Annotated in this window: 15 protein-coding genes; 8 read left to right on the top strand and 7 right to left on the bottom strand. The window is 73.2% G+C overall.

What is annotated here, in order from left to right:
* The first annotated feature begins 58 nt into the window (after positions 1 to 58).
* Positions 59 to 889 (top strand): chaplin, encoded by an 831-nt coding sequence (locus tag ACF09J_RS15630; RefSeq protein ID WP_392305962.1) that lies wholly within the window; start codon positions 59 to 61, stop codon positions 887 to 889.
* A 98-nt stretch (positions 890 to 987) separates the two neighbouring features.
* On the opposite strand, the gene ACF09J_RS15635 is transcribed toward ACF09J_RS15630, so the two are convergent.
* Complete coding sequence (locus ACF09J_RS15635; protein ID WP_030244084.1) at positions 988 to 1,176, bottom strand: DUF5703 family protein; 189 nt, start codon at positions 1,174 to 1,176, stop codon at positions 988 to 990.
* 47 nt (positions 1,177 to 1,223) lie between these two features.
* On the opposite strand from ACF09J_RS15635, the gene ACF09J_RS15640 reads away from it, so the two are divergent.
* Positions 1,224 to 1,937 carry a hypothetical protein gene (locus ACF09J_RS15640; protein ID WP_392305963.1) on the top strand — a complete coding sequence of 238 codons (714 nt, stop codon included), beginning with the start codon at positions 1,224 to 1,226 and terminating at the stop codon, positions 1,935 to 1,937.
* Between the two features lie 84 nt (positions 1,938 to 2,021).
* Here the strand turns inward: ACF09J_RS15640 and ACF09J_RS15645 are convergent, their stop codons facing one another.
* Positions 2,022 to 4,385, bottom strand: coding sequence for a helix-hairpin-helix domain-containing protein (locus tag ACF09J_RS15645; RefSeq protein WP_392305964.1), 2,364 nt, complete (start codon positions 4,383 to 4,385; stop codon positions 2,022 to 2,024).
* Positions 4,382 to 5,365: an aldo/keto reductase gene (locus ACF09J_RS15650; RefSeq protein WP_392305965.1), complete on the bottom strand. Its 984-nt coding sequence runs from the start codon at positions 5,363 to 5,365 to the stop codon at positions 4,382 to 4,384. Before ACF09J_RS15650 ends, ACF09J_RS15645 begins: the two co-directional genes overlap by 4 nt.
* A 176-nt stretch (positions 5,366 to 5,541) precedes the next feature.
* On the opposite strand from ACF09J_RS15650, the gene ACF09J_RS15655 reads away from it, so the two are divergent.
* A complete protein-coding gene (locus ACF09J_RS15655; protein ID WP_392305966.1) occupies positions 5,542 to 6,597 on the top strand; it encodes an LLM class F420-dependent oxidoreductase in 1,056 nt (351 codons plus the stop codon).
* Positions 6,598 to 6,854: 257 nt separating this feature from the next.
* Positions 6,855 to 7,643, top strand: coding sequence for a ferritin-like domain-containing protein (locus ACF09J_RS15660; protein ID WP_392305967.1), 789 nt, complete (start codon positions 6,855 to 6,857; stop codon positions 7,641 to 7,643).
* Positions 7,644 to 7,658: 15 nt separating this feature from the next.
* Here the strand turns inward: ACF09J_RS15660 and ACF09J_RS15665 are convergent, their stop codons facing one another.
* Positions 7,659 to 8,660 carry a magnesium and cobalt transport protein CorA gene (locus ACF09J_RS15665; RefSeq protein ID WP_392305968.1) on the bottom strand — a complete coding sequence of 334 codons (1,002 nt, stop codon included), beginning with the start codon at positions 8,658 to 8,660 and terminating at the stop codon, positions 7,659 to 7,661.
* Between the two features lie 61 nt (positions 8,661 to 8,721).
* On the opposite strand from ACF09J_RS15665, the gene ACF09J_RS15670 reads away from it, so the two are divergent.
* The 4 genes from ACF09J_RS15670 (at position 8,722) to mshC (ending at position 12,206) form a co-directional block, all read left to right on the top strand.
* A complete protein-coding gene (locus ACF09J_RS15670) occupies positions 8,722 to 9,408 on the top strand; it encodes a histidine phosphatase family protein (RefSeq protein WP_392305969.1) in 687 nt (228 codons plus the stop codon).
* A gap of 90 nt (positions 9,409 to 9,498) precedes the next feature.
* Positions 9,499 to 10,089: a DUF3090 domain-containing protein gene (locus tag ACF09J_RS15675; RefSeq protein WP_392305970.1), complete on the top strand. Its 591-nt coding sequence runs from the start codon at positions 9,499 to 9,501 to the stop codon at positions 10,087 to 10,089.
* Positions 10,053 to 10,883 (top strand): SCO1664 family protein, encoded by an 831-nt coding sequence (locus ACF09J_RS15680; protein WP_392305971.1) that lies wholly within the window; start codon positions 10,053 to 10,055, stop codon positions 10,881 to 10,883. The genes ACF09J_RS15675 and ACF09J_RS15680 overlap by 37 nt, the downstream gene beginning before the upstream one ends.
* Positions 10,884 to 10,976: 93 nt before the next feature.
* Positions 10,977 to 12,206 (top strand): cysteine--1-D-myo-inosityl 2-amino-2-deoxy-alpha-D-glucopyranoside ligase, encoded by a 1,230-nt coding sequence (gene mshC, locus ACF09J_RS15685; protein ID WP_392305972.1) that lies wholly within the window; start codon positions 10,977 to 10,979, stop codon positions 12,204 to 12,206.
* A gap of 61 nt (positions 12,207 to 12,267) precedes the next feature.
* Here the strand turns inward: mshC and ACF09J_RS15690 are convergent, their stop codons facing one another.
* From ACF09J_RS15690 to glpK, 3 genes are all read right to left on the bottom strand, one after another.
* Complete coding sequence (locus ACF09J_RS15690; RefSeq protein ID WP_392305973.1) at positions 12,268 to 13,260, bottom strand: PAC2 family protein; 993 nt, start codon at positions 13,258 to 13,260, stop codon at positions 12,268 to 12,270.
* Positions 13,261 to 13,411: 151 nt separating this feature from the next.
* Positions 13,412 to 15,028 (bottom strand): FAD-dependent oxidoreductase, encoded by a 1,617-nt coding sequence (locus ACF09J_RS15695; RefSeq protein WP_392305974.1) that lies wholly within the window; start codon positions 15,026 to 15,028, stop codon positions 13,412 to 13,414.
* A 29-nt stretch (positions 15,029 to 15,057) separates the two neighbouring features.
* Positions 15,058 to 16,617: a glycerol kinase GlpK gene (gene glpK / locus ACF09J_RS15700; protein ID WP_392305975.1), complete on the bottom strand. Its 1,560-nt coding sequence runs from the start codon at positions 16,615 to 16,617 to the stop codon at positions 15,058 to 15,060.
* Between the last annotated feature and the right edge of the window lie 27 nt (positions 16,618 to 16,644).

Raw genomic sequence — 16,644 nt, forward strand, 5'->3', positions numbered from 1 at the left:
CGGCCGCGAGCGCGCGTTCCGGAAGGTCCGAGAAGGTCGAAGGCAAGGATTCAGCAACATGCGACAGGTCACCCGCAAGGGCCTGATGACGGTGGCAGCGGCCACCGGCGTGATCGCCGCGGCGAGCGGCTACGCCCACGCCGACGCGGGCGCGTCCGGCGCCGCGTCCGGCTCACCGGGCGTGCTGTCCGGCAACACGGTGCAGGTTCCGGTGCACGTGCCGGTGAACGTCTGCGGCAACACGATCAACGTCGTCGGGCTGCTCAACCCGGCGGCGGGCAACACCTGCGTCCAGCAGGGCGGCAGCCGCGCGGGCGGGAACAACGGCGGCGCCCACGCCGAGGGGCGCACCAGCGGCTCGCCGGGTGTCGGCTCCGGCAACACGGTGCAAGTGCCGGTCGACGTGCCCGTCAACGTCTGCGGCAACAGCGTCGACGTGATCGGTGTGGCCAACCCGGCGCTGGGCAACCACTGCGCCAACGGCGGCGGGAGCCGCACCACGCCTCCGGGCGGCGACCGGGAGGTCCCGCCCACACCGAGGCACCCGGGGCACCCGGGGCATCCTGGCCACCCCGGTCACCCGGGTCACCCGGGCACGCCCGGAACTCCTGGCACTCCGGGAACGCCCGGAACCCCCGGCACCCCTGGCACTCCGGAGACCCCCAGTACCCCGGCCACGCCTCCCTCCGCGGGTGGCGGCAGCGGTACCCCCGGTGGCTCGACGCGAGTGCACCAGCCGGCCGCGCACTCCGTCGCCGTGGCCGACAGCCGGGCGCAACTCGCCCAGACCGGCAGCGAGCTGCCGATGGGCACCGTCCTGCCGGTGGGGGCGGGCGCGCTGCTCGCGGGTGCCGTGCTGTACCGCAGGGCACGGGCCTCGGCCAGGTAGCCCGACACCGGCTGAGTGCCGGGTGGCCCGACGGCTATGCGCATGACAAGGCGGGCCTCGCGTCGAGCGGGGCCCGCCGTCGTTCGGGCCGCCTCAGCTCACCACGTGGCGCGCACCTGGCGGATGATCCGCCGGCGCAACCGCACCCTGCGGCTGCCGTCGCGCAGCAGGCTCAGACGGTACAACTCCCAGTGTCCGTACTCGGCGTGGTCCGTCAGCAGACGTGCCGTCTCCTTGCGGGACACCCCGCGCGGGACGTACACGTCGACAAATTCGTATTCCGGCATCGCATCTATTGTGCGGGCTGGGGCCCGGTACGGATAGCGTCTGCACTATGTCTGATGCTGCGCAGCCCACCGCTGCCGAGGTACGCGCCGCCGCCGAGGCGGTCAAGGTCGCGCTCGACCGCCACCTGGCCGCGGTCGAACGCCGGTCGGGGGACGAAGACCCGGCCGTCTACGAGGCGTTCAACCAGCTGGCCGCGGCCGCGGAGGTGTACGACGAGCTGCTGTACGACCGCTACGACGAGGTCACGCCCTTCGAGATCCCCGGTGACGACTCGCTGCCGCCGTACACGGGTCCCGAGGAACCGAACGCGATCAGCGTGCTGATCCGCCGCGACTACGCCGTGGCCGAGCCGCAGCGGCTCCTGGCGCAGGCCCAGCGGGTGGAGGCCGCGGACTCCGACGCCGTCCTGGGCACCGCCGAGGGCGCCTCCGGCACGGTGCACGGGGCGATCGGCATCCTGTTCGGCGAGTTCGAACCCGACGAGATCGCCTCCCGGCACAAGGAGTTCGGCCTGGAGGAGGGCGACTCCACTTTGTGGGTCACCGCCGCGGACCAGCCCGCCGACCCGGGCGACTGGCTGGACGCCCCCTTCGAGCACGTCGACCCGGAGCGGGTCGTGTGCCGCTTCGACGTCAGCGCGGTCTTCGACGAGGACGACGAGGACGACGAGGAGCCGGACGACGACGATCTCGACGAGGACGACTTCGACGCGCCCCTCGACGACGAGGACCTGGAACCGCTGGACGCGAACGACCGCTGAGGCCGCGGGCGGACCGGCGGCCGCCGACCCGCCCGGCCGCGCGCCGGGCGGGTCCGCGGCGGCCGAGGCGTGTCTTCCGGGAGGTCAGCCGGCCGTCCCCTCCGGTGTCCGGGGGTCCTGCGCCGGAGGCTGGAGCAGTGCGGGCAGCCGGGTCGTACGAGGCTTGGCCGGGACCTCGGCGACGGCCCGGGGGAGCGCCTGCTCCACGCCGTGCACCACGGACAGATGCCGGGCGGCCCTGCTGAACGCCGTGTAGACCCACGGACGGCTGAGTGCCTGTGCCGCGTCGCCGGGCAGCACCACGACCACCGCGGGCCACCGGGCGCCCACGGCCTGGTGCGCGGTCAGCGCCCACCCGTGCCGCAGAAGCGCCTCCACCCGCTCCTTCGGGACCACCACACGGGCGCCGGAACAGGACAGGTGCAGGCCCTCGGCGTCGGCCTTCACCACATGACCGGGCAGCGTGCGGCCCGGGACGGGGGAATAGGCGATCCGGTCGCCCGGGTCGAAACCGCCGAAGCGGCCGGGACCCGGGTTGAGCCGCTCCTTCAGCGCCGCGTTCAGCGCGCGCGTGCCGGCCGCGCCGCCGTGACCGGGAGTGATCACCACGGTCTGCTCGGCCGGGACGCCGATCGCCCGCGGCACGGAGTCGGCGACGAGCTGCACGGTCCGGTGCACGGCCTCGCCCGCGTCCCGCACGGGGACGATCACGACCTCCTTGCCGGGCGCCGCGACCTGGTTCAGCTCGCCCACGCCGACGCCGGAGACCAGCTCGCCCAGCGGGCCCGGGTCCGGCACGCGCGAGGCGATCTGCGGGCACACCCGGGCCGCCAGCAGATCCGCGAACACCCGTCCCGGTCCCACGGACCACAGCACCGCCGGATCCCCGGCGAGCACCAGCCGCGCCCCGTCCGGCAGCGACTCGGCCAGCAGGGCCGCCGTCTCGACGTCGAGCTGGGGCGCGTCGAGCACGACGAGGAGGTCGAGGGCGAGGGAACCCTCCTTGTCCCGCCCGGGACCCTCGGCGCCCGACAGCAGTCCGGCCACCGTGGCGACGGGGGGCGCGGGCGCCGCCGCGGGCTCCTGCGCGGGCTCCTGCGCCTGCGGGAGCCGCCGGAGGAGCTCCCCGAAGCCGTCCCGGCCGAGCGGGCTGTGGGCGGCGGCCCAGGCGCGCAGCCCGAGACGCCCCGCCTCGCCCAGCAGCCGCGCGGGCTCCACGCGGGACGCCTCCCCGCCGGTGTGCAGCACCAGGGCGTGCCCGGCGACGGCGCGGAGCAGCTCGGCGGCCGAGCCCTGCGCGGAGGCGGCGGCCCCCTCCCAGCCCGGAGCCGAACCGCCTTCCTTCGGCGTAGAGTTGATCAGGCGGGCGAGTCCGTCGGCCAGGCTCTCCTCGGCGAGCGCGTACCGCTCGAGGCCGACGAGGACGCGCACTGGGCGCCCGCCGTCCTCGTCCGCCTCCTCGGTGGCCGGGGCGTCCTCCAGGGCGTCCTGGAACACCAGGGCCTCGCCCTCCGCCAGCGTGGCGTTCAGGGCCGCCTCGGGGTCGGGCACCGCCCGCTGGGCCAGGGCGGCGGTCAGGGCCGGGGCCTCCAGGGCCGTGTGCCCGGCGAGGGCGGCCTGCTCCAGCAGCCACACAGTGAGGGCCCGGCCGCGGCGCTCGTCGTCCGGGCCGCACTCCGCGCCGAGCAGGGCGCGCGCGAATCCGTCGGCCTGCTCCGGTCGCACGCCGGTGATGTGCAGCAGCTGCCAGGGGTCGGCGTGCAGCCGCTCCTCCTCGCCCTCGCCGAGGACCGCGACGACCTGCGGGGCGAGCGTCTCCGGGGCGCCGCCCCGGGCCAGCACCCGGCGCACCGCCTGGACGGTCTCCGGCGCGGGCGCGGAGGGCGCGGTGGCGGCCTCGGGCGCTTCGGTCATCGGCCGCCGTGCCGGTTCGGGGGCCGGGCGGCGAGGTGCGGGCTCGGGCTCGGCGAACACCGTGGCCGTCGGCTTCTCGCCGCTCTCCACGGCCCGCACCGCCGCCAGCAGATCGGCCGCGGTGCCGCTGAGCTTGCCGCCGCTCTCGATCGGCCCCTTCCGCTCGGCCTTCCGCCGCTCGATCCGCGCCCGCTCGGCCTGCTGAGCCGCCAACTCGGCCTCGGCCTCGGACCTGTCGGCCGCGCCCGAGTCCCCACCGCTCGCCTCGCCCGCGCTGTCCGCTTCCGTGTCGGCCGGCCCGCCGTCCACCGAGCCGCCGCCCGCGCCGGCGTCGTCCCCCGGGCCGCCGTCCGCCTCCGGACCGGTGCCCGTCCCCGAGTCCGCCCCGGCCTCGGCGGCGCCGTCGTCCGTGGCCGTCCCGGCCACCGAGGCATCGGCCTCCACGGCCGGGCCGTCGTGGCGCAGGCCGTCGTCCGCCCCGGGGTCCGGGGTGCCAGGCCCCGTCTGTTCCGTGGTCTCCGGCTCCGTGCTCACAGCGTGCTCCAGTCGTGATCGGGATAGCGGTGCACGGGCTCCGACACGTCGTCGAGCGCCCGGCAGATCTCGTCAGGAAGACTAAGCGCCTCCACTGACAACACCGCCGTGAGCTGCTGCGCGTTGCGGGTGCCGACGATCGGCGCGGCCACGCCGGGCCGGTCACGGACCCAGGCGAGGGCCACCTCGAGCGGGGTCACCGCCAGCCCGTCCGCCGCCGTGGACACCGCGTCCACGATGCGGCCCGCCGTGTCGTCCAGATACGGCTCGACGAACGGCGCCAGGTGCTCCGAGGCGCCCCGCGAGTCCGCCGGTGTCGCGTTGCGGTACTTGCCGGTCAGCACGCCCCGGCCCAGCGGCGAGGACGGCAGCAGACCGACGCCCAGGTCCAGCGCGGCGGGCAGCACCTCGCGCTCCACGCCGCGTTGCAGCAGCGAGTACTCCATCTGCGTGCTCGCCAGCCGCGTCCGGGCGCCGGGCGCCGCGAGCTGCCAGGTCGCCGCCTTGGCGAGCTGCCAGCCGCAGAAGTTCGAGACCCCCGCGTAACGCACCCGGCCGCTGCCGACGGCGAGGTCGACCGCGTGCAGGGTCTCCTCCAGCGGCGTGTGCGGGTCGAAGGCGTGGACGTGCCACACGTCGACGTAGTCCGTGCCGAGGCGGGCGAGGGAGGCGTCCAGTGCCGCGAGCAGATGGCCGCGGGAGCCGTCGAAGCGCCGGTCCGGGTCCGGCACGCTGCCCGCCTTGGTCGAGAGGACCAGGTCACGGCGGGGCACGAGGCCGTCCATGAGCCGCCCGAGCAGATACTCGGCCTGTCCGTCGCCGTAGACGTCCGCCGTGTCGACGAGGGTGCCGCCCGCCTCCCAGAACACCTTCAGCATGTCTGCGGCGTCGTGCTCGTCGGTGTCCCGGCCCCAGGTGAGGGTGCCGAGGCCGATGCGGGACACGCGCAGGCCCGTACGGCCGAGATGCCTCTGCTCCATGGTCGCGAGATTACTGGCCACGGCCGACCCGTGGGTGACCTGTGGACAACCCGGTCTCCGCCCTCCGGGCCGGCGCCGTGAACCGGCCGTACCGCAGGTCGCGCACTGCCGTGGGCCGCGAGGCCGCGCTAGTGTTCCCCGAACAACGGACGTTACTGATCGGTAAGGGGAACGGCATGCAGCTCGGGATCAACCTCGGCTACTGGGGTGCCGGCATGGACGCGGACAACCTGGCCGTCGCGCAGGAGGCGGACCGGCTCGGATACGCCGTGTGCTGGGCCGCCGAGGCCTACGGCTCGGACGCGGCCACCGTGCTCACCTGGGTCGCCGCGCAGACCGAGCGCATCGACGTCGGCTCGGCCATCTTCCAGATCCCCGCCCGGCAGCCTGCGATGACGGCGATGACGGCGGCCACGCTGGACTCGCTGTCCGGCGGCCGCTTCCGGCTCGGCCTCGGCGTCTCGGGACCGCAGGTGTCCGAGGGCTGGTACGGCGTGAAGTTCGACAAGCCACTGGCCCGCACCCGCGAGTACGTCGAGATCGTCCGCAGGGCGATGACGCGGGAGCGGCTGACGTACGACGGAGAGCACTGGACGCTGCCGCTGCCGGGCGGCCCTGGCAAGCCGATCAAGCTGACCGTGCACCCGCAGCGCGAGCACATCCCGCTCTACATCGCCGCCATCGGCCCGAAGAACCTGGAGCAGACCGGTGAGATCGCCGACGGCGCGCTGCTCATCTTCCCCTCCGCCGACCACCTGGAGGAGACCGCCGTCAAGCACCTGCGCGCGGGCCGCGAGAAGGCCGGCCTGACCCTGGACGGCTTCGACGTCTGCCCGACCCTGCCGCTGGCCGTCGGGGACGACAAGGACGTGTCCCGCCTCGCCGACACCTTCCGCCCCTACACCGCCCTGTACGTGGGCGGCATGGGCAGCCGCAAGCAGAACTTCTACAACCAGCTCGCCCGCCGCATGGGCTACGAGAAGGAGGCCGCCGAGATCCAGGACAAGTACCTGTCCGGCGACAAGCAGGGCGCGGCGGCCGCCGTACCGCAGCAGCTCATCGACCAGACCACGCTGCTCGGCTCCGTCGACCGGATCGCGGACCGCATGAAGGCCTACGCGGCGGCCGGGGTCACCACGCTGACCCTCGCCCCGGCGGGCTTCACGCGGGAGGAGCGGCTCGCCTCGCTCCGCGCCGGCACCGAGGCCCTGGAGCGCGCCGGGCTGGCGTGACCGCCCGCCGCGACGGGGCAAGGAGTCGTACGTGCAAGGCTTTTCGCGGCCGTGGTGGGGGCTCGGGGGTCTTCCCCGCCACGGCCGTTCACGGAGAACAACGCGCCCGCCGCCGCGCGGTTACGCCCGTCCCCGGCCCCGTTTCGGCCACCGCGCGTTCCTCCGTTCGGAGCAGTGCGTCCGCACCCCTGTTGCGGCACCCGCGCGGTCGCACTTGACTCGTGCTGCGCGACGGTACGGCAGGGAGGTGGTCCTCGGTGCTTTCGCCCAGGAGCCTGTTCCAGGAGATCCTCGACGACGACGAGTCCTTCCGGCTGTTCTGCTCGATCGCGGCCGGCGGGGAGGCCCAGGGCGGCTGGGAGAACGGACGGATCGCGGCGCTCGTACCGCCCGCCGAGCGCGGCCTCGCCCCGAAGATCGCCCGCCACGGTGCGGACGAGGACAAGCACGCCCGGATCTTCCGCGCCCTGCTGAGGAAGCGCGGTCTCGAACCCGTGCCGGTGCCCCCGGAGACGGACTACACGATGCTCCTGGAGCGGCGGGGGATCGGACTGGCGCACGACCGGCTCCGCACCGACGTGCCGCTCACCGTGGAGGACCTGGTCGTCTACCTGGCCCACAGCCGGGTCACCGAACAGCGCGCCTGCGAGCAGATGAGACTGCTGTGCGGGCACTTCGGCGACCACCCCGGCATCGGCCGGGCGGTACGGATGATCGCGGACGACGAGGACAACCACCTCGCCTACTGCCACGAGGAACTGCTGCGCCTCGCCGCCGCGGGACACGGCCGCACCATCCGGCGCACGCTGCACGCGTGCGCCCTCGCCGAGATCCGCGTCCACCGCGACGTCAGCCTCGCCGTCATGGCCCGTATGGGCCGCATCCTCGGCTGGTCCGCGGCCAGGTCGGCGCTCCTCGCGGCCGGGATCCACGCCGTGTACGTCTACGAGCGGCTGGTGGGCCGCCGCCGGATGGTCACCCTGCGCATGCCCGAGCGCCGGGACGCCCTCGGCGGCCCCGCCGCCCCGGCACCCGAGTACGCCTGACACACGACGCGGGACCTACAGCCAGCCCCGCCGCTTGAACAGCCGGTGGAGCACCATCTCCAGAAGGACCATCAGCAGGATCACCGCCGGGTACGACCAGAGCCAGTGCAGCTCGGGCATGTGCGTGAAGTTCATGCCGTAAATGCCGGCGATCATCGTGGGCACCGCGGCCATGGCCGCCCACGCGGAGATCTTCCGCATGTCGTCGTTCTGCTGGACGCCCGTCTGCGCCAGGTGCGCCGACAGGACGTCCGAGACCAGCCGGTCCAGGCTCTCCACCGAGTCGTTGACCCGGGTCAGATGGTCGCTGACGTCCCGGAAGAAGGGCCGCGCCCGGTCGTCCACGAACGGCACGGCCGGGGTGAACAGGCCCGTGCCGGTGCCGCCCAGGCGGGACATCGGCAGCGCCAGCGGGCCGGTCGCCCGCCGGAACTCCGTCACCTGGCGTTTGAAGCCGTAGATGCGTGAGGCCGAGTTCCGCGAGCCGCCCCCGTCCGGCGAGAAGACCTCCGCCTCCAGCTCCTCCAGGTCCGTCTGGAGCTCGGCGGCCACGTCCAGGTAGTGGTCGACGGTGGTGTCCGCGATCGCGTACAGCACGGCGGTCGGGCCGTGGCCGAGCATCTGGGGCTCCTGCTCGAGACGGCGCCGTACGGCCGCCAGCCCGTCGCCCTCGCCGTGGCGGACCGTCACCACGAACGAGTCGCCCAGGAAGATCATGATCTCGCCGGTGGAGACGGCGTCGCTGCGCGGCTCGTACACCACGGGCTTGAGCACCACGAACAGCGAGTCGTCGTAGACCTCCAGCTTGGGCCGCTGATGCGCCTTCAGGGCGTCCTCCACCGCCAGGGGATGCAGCGAGAACTCCTCGGTGACCAGGCCGAACTCCTCCTCGCTCGGCTTGTGCAGCCCCACCCACACGAAACCCCCGTCGGCCCGTGCCGCGGCCAGGGCCCCGGAGAGGTCGTCGGAGCCAGAAGTGCGGTGGCCGTCGCGATAGACGGCGCAGTCGACGATCACAGAGCGTGTTCTCCCTTCATCCGGTCGCCACCCCGAGCGCCCGTACGCCTACCCTGGCCGCATGCCCACGCTGATCCTCGTCAGGCACGGACGTTCCACCGCCAACACCGCCGGGCTGCTCGCCGGCTGGACCCCCGGAGTCGCCCTGGACGAACGCGGCACCGCGCAGGCGGCCGCGCTGCCGGGGCGGCTCGACGGACTGCCGATCGCCGAAGTCGTCACCAGCCCGCTCCAGCGCTGCCGGGAGACCGTAGGACCGCTGCTGGACTCCCGGCCGGAACTGACCGCGCACACGGACGAGCGGGTCGGCGAGTGCCACTACGGCGACTGGTCCGGCCGCAAGCTCGCCGAGCTGAAGGACGAGCCGCTGATGGAGGTGGTGCAGGCGCACCCCTCGGCCGCCGCGTTCCCCGGTGGCGAGTCGATGCGCGCGATGCAGACCCGCGCCGCCGAGGCGGTGCGCGAGTGGAACGCGCGCGTGGAGCGCGACCACGGCGCCGACGCCGTCTACCTCATGTGCTCGCACGGTGACATCATCAAGTCCCTCGTCGCGGAGGCGCTCGGACTTCATCTGGACCTCTTCCAGAGGATCTCCGTCGAACCCTGTTCCGTCACCGCGATCCGCTACACCCGGTTGCGGCCCTTCCTGGTCCGGCTCGGCGACACCGGGGACTTCGCGTCCCTGGCACCGCGCGAGGAGCAGGAAGGCGGCGACGCACCGGTCGGGGGCGGCGCGGGCGCACCGTGATCGTCGGCCGCAGTAGGGTGAAGCGGTCGCCCGCGACTTCCCGATGACTTCCCGATTCAGACGCTCTCACGATTCCCATGGAGACAGGACGTGTCCCGTCAGGTGTTCCTCTACGACCCCCCGGACCGCTTCGTGGCCGGCACGGTCGGACTGCCCGGGCGCCGTACGTTCTTCCTCCAGGCCACAGCAGGCCCCCGGGTGACCAGCGTGGCCCTGGAGAAGACCCAGGTCGCCGCGCTCGCCGAGCGCATGGACGAGCTGCTGGACGAGGTGCTGCGCCGCAGCGGCGGCAGCGCCTCCGTGCCCGCCGTGGCGCCCACCGAGATCGCAGACAGCGGCCCGCTGGACACCCCCATCGAGGAGGAGTTCCGGGTGGGGACCATGGCGCTCGCCTGGGACGGCGAGGAACAGCGCATGATCGTCGAGGCGCAGGCCCTCGTCGAGCTGGACGCGGAGTCCGAGGAGGACCTCGCCGAGGCCGAGGAGCGGCTGCTCCAGGACGAGGAGAACGGCCCCCCGATGCTGCGGGTCCGGCTCACCGGCGCGCAGGCGAGGGCCTTCGCCAAACGCGCCCTCGACGTCGTCAACGCCGGGCGGCCGCCGTGCCCGCTGTGCAGTCTCCCGCTCGACCCGGAAGGACACGTATGTCCGCGCCAGAACGGATACCGCCGCGGCGCGTGACGCCCGGCGCCGAGGCCGCCGAACTGCTCGCAAACGGTGAGCTGACCGTGCGCGGCCGCATCCGCGAGGCCTCCAACGCGGCGCTGTTCTGCACGATCGCCCTGGACGGCAGCGAGGCGTCCTGCGTGTACAAGCCGGTCGCCGGTGAGCGGCCGCTGTGGGACTTCCCCGACGGCACCCTCGCCGCCCGCGAGGTGGCGGCGTACGAGGTCTCCGAGGCGACCGGCTGGTCCCTGGTGCCGCCCACCGTGCTGCGCGACGGCCCGTACGGCGAGGGCATGGTCCAGCTGTGGATCGAGGCGACCCCCGAGGCCGAGCTGCTCGCGCTGCTGGATGCCGAGGAACCCGGCGCGGGGTGGAAGGCGATCGGCTTCGCCGAGGTCGGCGAGGGGCGCACGGCGCTGCTGGTGCACGCCGACGACGAGCGGCTGCGCCGTCTCGCCGTGCTGGACGCGGTGATCAACAACGCCGACCGCAAGGGCGGCCATCTGCTGCCGACCACCGAAGGGCACCTCTACGGCATCGACCACGGCGTCACCTTCAACGTCGAGAACAAGCTGCGCACGCTGCTGTGGGGCTGGGCGGGCGAACCCCTCCCGCCGGAGATCCTGGCCGTCCTCGATGCACTGAGGGGCGCCCTGGGCGACGGCGCCCCGCTCGCGACCCGGCTGGCCGCCCTGATCACCCCGGCCGAGCTCGACGCCACCCGGGCACGGGTCACCACGCTGCTGGCCTCCGGCACCCACCCCGAGCCGGCCGGCGACTGGCCGGCGATCCCGTGGCCGCCTGTCTGAGAGCGGACGGGCCTGTCCGAGAGCAGACGGGCAACCCGCCGTACGGGGTGGTCCGGTTCGAAGATGGGACCGCGGTCCGGTTACGCTCATGACATGCATGCCTGGCCCGCTTCCGACGTCCCCGCCCTGCCTGGTGAGGGCCGCGACCTCAGGATCCACGACACCGCGACCGGCGGCCCGGTCACTCTCGACCCCGGCCCCGTCGCCCGTATCTATGTCTGCGGCATCACGCCGTACGACGCCACCCACATGGGGCACGCGGCGACCTACAACGCGTTCGACCTCGTGCAGCGCGTGTGGCTCGACACCAAGCGGCAGGTGCACTACGTCCAGAACGTGACCGACGTCGACGATCCCCTGCTGGAGCGGGCGCAGCGCGACGACGTCGACTGGGTGGAGCTGGCCGAGCAGGAGACCGCGCTGTTCCGCGAGGACATGACGGCCCTGCGGATGCTGCCACCCCGGCACTACATCGGCGCCGTGGAGGCCATACCCGGCATCGTCCCGCTGGTGGAGAGACTGCGCGACCTGGGCGCGGCCTACGAACTCGAAGGCGACGTCTACTTCTCCGTCGAGTCCGACCCCCACTTCGGTGAGGTCTCCCGCCTCGATGCGGCGGCCATGCGGCTGCTGTCCGCCGAGCGCGGCGGCGACCCGGACCGCCCCGGCAAGAAGAACCCGCTCGACCCGATGCTGTGGATGGCGGCCCGGGACGGCGAGCCGAGCTGGGACGGCGGCTCCCTCGGCCGCGGCCGCCCCGGCTGGCACATCGAGTGCGTCGCCATCGCCCTCGACCACCTCGGCATGGGCTTCGAGGTGCAGGGCGGCGGCTCCGACCTCGCCTTCCCGCACCACGAGATGGGCGCCTCGCACGCCCAGGTGCTCACCGGCGAGTTCCCCATGGCCAAGGCGTACGTCCACGCCGGCATGGTCGCGCTCGACGGCGAGAAGATGTCCAAGTCCAAGGGCAACCTGGTCTTCGTGTCGCAGCTCAGGCGCGACGGCGTCGACCCCGCCGCGATCCGTCTCGCGCTCCTCTCCCACCACTACCGCTCCGACTGGGAGTGGACCGACCAGGTGCTCCAGGACGCCGTCGAGCGTCTGGACCGCTGGCGTTCGGCCGTCTCCCGGCCCGACGGCCCGTCCGCGGACGCGCTGGTCGAGGAGATCCGCGACGCCCTCGCCGACGACCTGAACGCCCCGGCGGCCCTCGCCGCGGTCGACCGCTGGGCGGCCCTCCAGCAGGAGCGCGGCGGAGAGGACACCGGCGCCCCCGGCCTCGTCTCGCGCGCCGTGGACGCCCTGCTGGGCGTGGCTCTCTGACCCGACCGGCCGGACACGGCATCAGGGGCGGTGCGCACGACGCGCACCGCCCCTGATCCGTTCACTCCTCCGACGATTCGCTCCCGGCGTCCCCGTCGTCCGACTCCGCCTTCGGCGGCCGGGGCGGCCGGGCCCGGCCGCCGGGGCCGTCCCGCAGATACGAGCCGCCGTCGCCGCCGTCCGCCGTGGCGTGGCCGCCCGGCGACGGGCCGCCGCCGTCCCGGCGCCGCAGATACCGCTCGAACTCGCGGGCGATCGCCTCGCCCGACGCCTCCGGCAGCTCGGCGGTGTCCCGGGCCTCCTCCAGTGTCTGGACGTACTCCGCGACCTCGCTGTCCTCGGCGGCCAGCTGGTCCACGCCCACCTGCCAGGCCCGCGCGTCCTCCGGCAGCTCACCCAGCGGAATGCGCAGGTCGACCAGGTCCTCGAGGCGGTTGAGGAGGGCCAGCGTGGCCTTCGGGTTCGGCGGCTGCGACACGTAGTGCGGGACCGCCGCCCACAGCGACACGGCCGGGACACCCGCGTGCGTGCAGGCCTCCTGGAGGATCCCGACGATGCCGGTCGGCCCCTCGTACTTGGTCTCCTCCAGGTCCATGCGGCGGGCCAGATCCGGGTCCGACGTGGTCCCGCTGATCGGGACCGGACGCGTGTGCGGGGTGTCGCCGAGCAGCGCGCCCAGGATGACGACCAGCTCCACGCCCAGCTCGTGCGCGAAGCCGAGCAGCTCGTTGCAGAACGAGCGCCAGCGCATGGACGGTTCGATACCGCGGACCAGCACCAGGTCGCGCGGCTTCTCCCCGCCGACGCGCACCACCGACAACCTGGTCGTCGGCCAGGTGATCTTGCGCACGCCGCCGTCCATGAACACGGTGGGGCGGTTGACCTGGAAGTCGTAGTAGTCCTCGGCGTCCAGCGCCGCGAACACCTCGCCCTTCCACTCCCTCTCCAGATGCGCGACCGCGGTGGAGGCGGCGTCGCCGGCATCGTTCCAGCCCTCGAACGCGGCCACCATGACCGGGTCGATCAGCTCGGGAACCCCCTCGAGCTCGATCACCCAGTGCCTCCTTCCGACGTGCCCTCGCCTGACCCACCAACCTTACGGCGTTCGGCGGGGGCCTCCGCAGCCCCCTTGCACGGGGGAGTGAACGGATCACTGCCCCGTCCGAGTCCTTCGAACACCCAAGGCTGCCGCCCCGGCGACCGGGTCACCGCCCGTCGAGCAGGCCCCGCACCTTCGCCCGGATCTCGTCCGTGGCCAGGCCGCGGATCGTCAGTGTCGTACGCCGGCGCAGCACGTCGTCAGGCGTCCGGGCCCACTCGTGGTCCCGGGCCCAGACGACCTGCGCCCAGATCTCCGGGGCGTCGGGGTGGATCCGCTCGCCCAGCTCCGGCCGCTCGTTGGCCAGCCGGGCGATGTCGAAGGCCAGCGAACCGTAGTGCGTGGCCAGGTGCCTCGCGGTGTCGGCGGCCATGCGCGGGCCGGGCGCCGGACGGTCAACGAGGAGCCGGTGGGCGACCGCGCGCGGGTTGGCGATGCCAGGCAGCGGCAGCTTCCTGGGCAGCGAGGAGACCGGTTCGATGTCCTCGCCCAGCGGGGCGCCCGGCAGCGACTCCAGCTTCCTCATCACCGTGCGGCCGATGTGCCGGAAGGTCGTCCACTTGCCGCCCGCCACGGACAACATGCCGCCCCGGCCCTCGGTCACCACCGTCTCGCGCCTGGCCTTGGCGGTGGCCCCGGGGCCGCCCGGCAGCACCCGCAGCCCGGCGAAGGCGTACGTGATCAGGTCGCGGTCGAGCTGCTGGTCGCGGACGGAGAACGCGGCCTCGTCGAGTATCTGGGCGATGTCCTTGTCGTCGACCGCGACGTCGGCCGGGTCGCCCTCGTACTCCTCGTCGGTCGTGCCGAGCAGCAGCATGTCCTCCCAGGGGAGGGCGAAGGTGATCCGGTACTTGTCGATCGGGGTGGCCAGCGCGGCCTTCCACGGGGAGGTGCGCCTCAGCACCAGGTGCGCCCCCTTGGACAGGCGGATGGACGGGGCCGCGTTCGGGTCCTCCATACGGCGCAGGTGGTCCACCCATGGTCCGGTCGCGTTCAGCACCAGACGGGCGCTCACCCCGAACTCCTCGCCCGACAGCCGGTCTTTCAGCTCGGCGCCGGTGACCCGGCCCCGGGTGAGGCGCAGGCCGGTCACCTCGGCGTGGTTGAGGACGACCGCGCCCGACTCCACGGCGGCGCGGACCGTCATCAGGGCCATGCGCGCGTCGTTCATCTGGTCGTCGCCGTAGACGGCCACGGCCCTGAGGTTCTCGGTGCGCAGCTCCGGGACGTCCCGCGCGGCCTTCGCCGGGCTGAGCAGGTGGCCCACGCCGTCACCGAAGGCGGACAGCGCGGAGTAGGCGAAGACGCCCGCCCCGAGCTTCGCCGCACCGTGCGGCCCGCCCTTGTACACGGGGAGGTAGAAGGTGAGCGGGTTCGCCAGGTGGGGGGCCACCTGGCGGGAGACCGCACGGCGCTCGAAGTGGTTCTCCGCCACCAGCCGCACCGCGCCGGTCTGCAGGTAGCGCAGGCCCCCGTGGAGCAGTTTGGACGACGCGGAGGAGGTGGCTCCGGCGAAGTCGCCGGAGTCGACCAGGGCCACCCTGAGACCGGACTGCGCGGCGTGCCAGGCGGTGGAGATGCCCAGGATGCCGCCGCCGATCACGAGGATGTCGTAGGCGGCCTTCGAGAGCTGCTCACGGGTCTCGGCACGGCTCGGGTTCGGGCCCGAGGACGGGACCGTCCCCAGGGCGGGCACGGACTGCAGGGTGGACTGAACGGTCATCGCTTGTTCTTGCTCCTCGTCGGCTCTCGTCAGCTCTCGTCGTCGAGCCAGCCCATGGTCCGCTCGACGGCCTTGAGCCAGTTCTTGTACTCGCGGTCGCGGGTGTCCGCGTCCATGCGGGGGGTCCACTCGGCGGCCCGGCGCCAGTTGGCGCGCAGGTCCTCGGTGCTGCTCCAGAAGCCGACGGCGAGTCCGGCGGCGTAGGCGGCGCCGAGGCAGGTGGTCTCGGCGACCATCGGGCGCACCACGGGCGCGTCGAGGAAGTCCGAGAGCGTCTGCATCAGCAGGTTGTTGGAGGTCATGCCGCCGTCGACCTTCAGCGCCGTCAGCTCGACCCCGGAGTCCTTGGTCATGGCGTCCGCGATCTCCCGCGTCTGCCAGGCGGTGGCCTCCAGGACGGCGCGCGCGAGGTGCGCCTTGGTCACGTACCGGGTCAGGCCGGCGATCACACCGCGCGCGTCGGAACGCCAGTACGGGGCGAACAGCCCGGAGAAGGCCGGGACGAAGTAGGCGCCGCCGTTGTCCTCGACCGAGAGCGCGAGCGTCTCGATCTCGGCGGCGGTCGAGATCAGGCCCATCTGGTCGCGCATCCACTGCACCAGGGAGCCGGTGACGGCGATCGAGCCCTCCAGGGCGTAGACCGGCTTGTCGTCGCCGATCCGGTAGCCGACGGTGGTCAGCAGTCCGCTGTAGGAGTTGATGATCTTGTCGCCGGTGTTCATCACCATGAAGGTGCCGGTGCCGTACGTCGACTTGGTCTCGCCCTCGGCGAAGCAGGTCTGGCCGAACAGGGCCGCCTGCTGGTCGCCGAGCGCGGAGGCGACGGGGATGCCGCCGAGCAGGTCGCCCAGCCTGCCGCCCCTGATCTCGCCGTAGACCTCGGCGGAGGAGCGGATCTCGGGCAGGATCCGCGTCGGTACGCCGATCGACTCCGCGATCCTCTGGTCCCACTCCATGGTGTGCAGGTTCATCAGGAGGGTCCGGGAGGCGTTGGTGACGTCGGTGACGTGCCTGCCGCCGTCCGTGCCGCCGGTGAGGTTCCAGATGACCCAGGTGTCCATGGTGCCGAAGAGCACGTCGCCCGCTTCGGCGCGCTCGCGCAGGCCCTCGACGTTGTCGAGCAGCCAGCGGGCCTTGGGGCCGGCGAAGTAGGAGGCGAGGGGGAGGCCGGTCTCGCGGCGGAAGCGGTCCTGGCCGACGTTGCGGCCGAGCTCCTTGCACAGGGCGTCGGTGCGGGTGTCCTGCCAGACGATGGCGTTGTGGACGGGCTCGCCGGTGTGCCGGTCCCACAGCACGGTGGTCTCGCGCTGGTTGGTGATGCCGATGGCCTTGATGTCGTCGCGGGTGATGCCGGCCTTCGCGATGGCTCCGGCGACGACCTCCTGGACATTGGTCCAGATCTCGATGGCGTCGTGTTCGACCCAGCCCGGCTTGGGGAAGATCTGTTCGTGTTCCTTCTGGTCGACGGAGACGATCCGGCCGTCCCGGTCGAAGACGATGCAGCGGCTCGAGGTGGTGCCCTGGTCGATGGCGGCGATGAAGGGCCCTTGGCCGTGGGATGCGAGGCCGGCGGTGTGGGCGTCGGTCACTTGTCTGCTCCTGTGGTCCGTGGTCGA

This window comes from Streptomyces sp. NPDC014889 (assembly GCF_043081205.1).
In the GTDB taxonomy this organism is placed as follows: domain Bacteria; phylum Actinomycetota; class Actinomycetes; order Streptomycetales; family Streptomycetaceae; genus Streptomyces.

What these genes read in the sequence shown, in the direction of transcription:
- ACF09J_RS15655 (WP_392305966.1), top strand. Translation starts at nt 5,542, where the DNA reads ATGCAGCTCGGGATCAACCTCGGCTACTGGGGTGCCGGCATGGACGCG.
- ACF09J_RS15635 (WP_030244084.1), bottom strand. Translation starts at nt 1,176, where the DNA reads ATGCCGGAATACGAATTTGTCGACGTGTACGTCCCGCGCGGGGTGTCC.
- mshC (WP_392305972.1), top strand. Translation starts at nt 10,977, where the DNA reads ATGCATGCCTGGCCCGCTTCCGACGTCCCCGCCCTGCCTGGTGAGGGC.
- ACF09J_RS15640 (WP_392305963.1), top strand. Translation starts at nt 1,224, where the DNA reads ATGTCTGATGCTGCGCAGCCCACCGCTGCCGAGGTACGCGCCGCCGCC.
- ACF09J_RS15630 (WP_392305962.1), top strand. Translation starts at nt 59, where the DNA reads ATGCGACAGGTCACCCGCAAGGGCCTGATGACGGTGGCAGCGGCCACC.
- ACF09J_RS15670 (WP_392305969.1), top strand. Translation starts at nt 8,722, where the DNA reads ATGCCCACGCTGATCCTCGTCAGGCACGGACGTTCCACCGCCAACACC.
- ACF09J_RS15650 (WP_392305965.1), bottom strand. Translation starts at nt 5,365, where the DNA reads ATGGAGCAGAGGCATCTCGGCCGTACGGGCCTGCGCGTGTCCCGCATC.
- ACF09J_RS15695 (WP_392305974.1), bottom strand. Translation starts at nt 15,028, where the DNA reads ATGACCGTTCAGTCCACCCTGCAGTCCGTGCCCGCCCTGGGGACGGTC.
- ACF09J_RS15680 (WP_392305971.1), top strand. Translation starts at nt 10,053, where the DNA reads ATGTCCGCGCCAGAACGGATACCGCCGCGGCGCGTGACGCCCGGCGCC.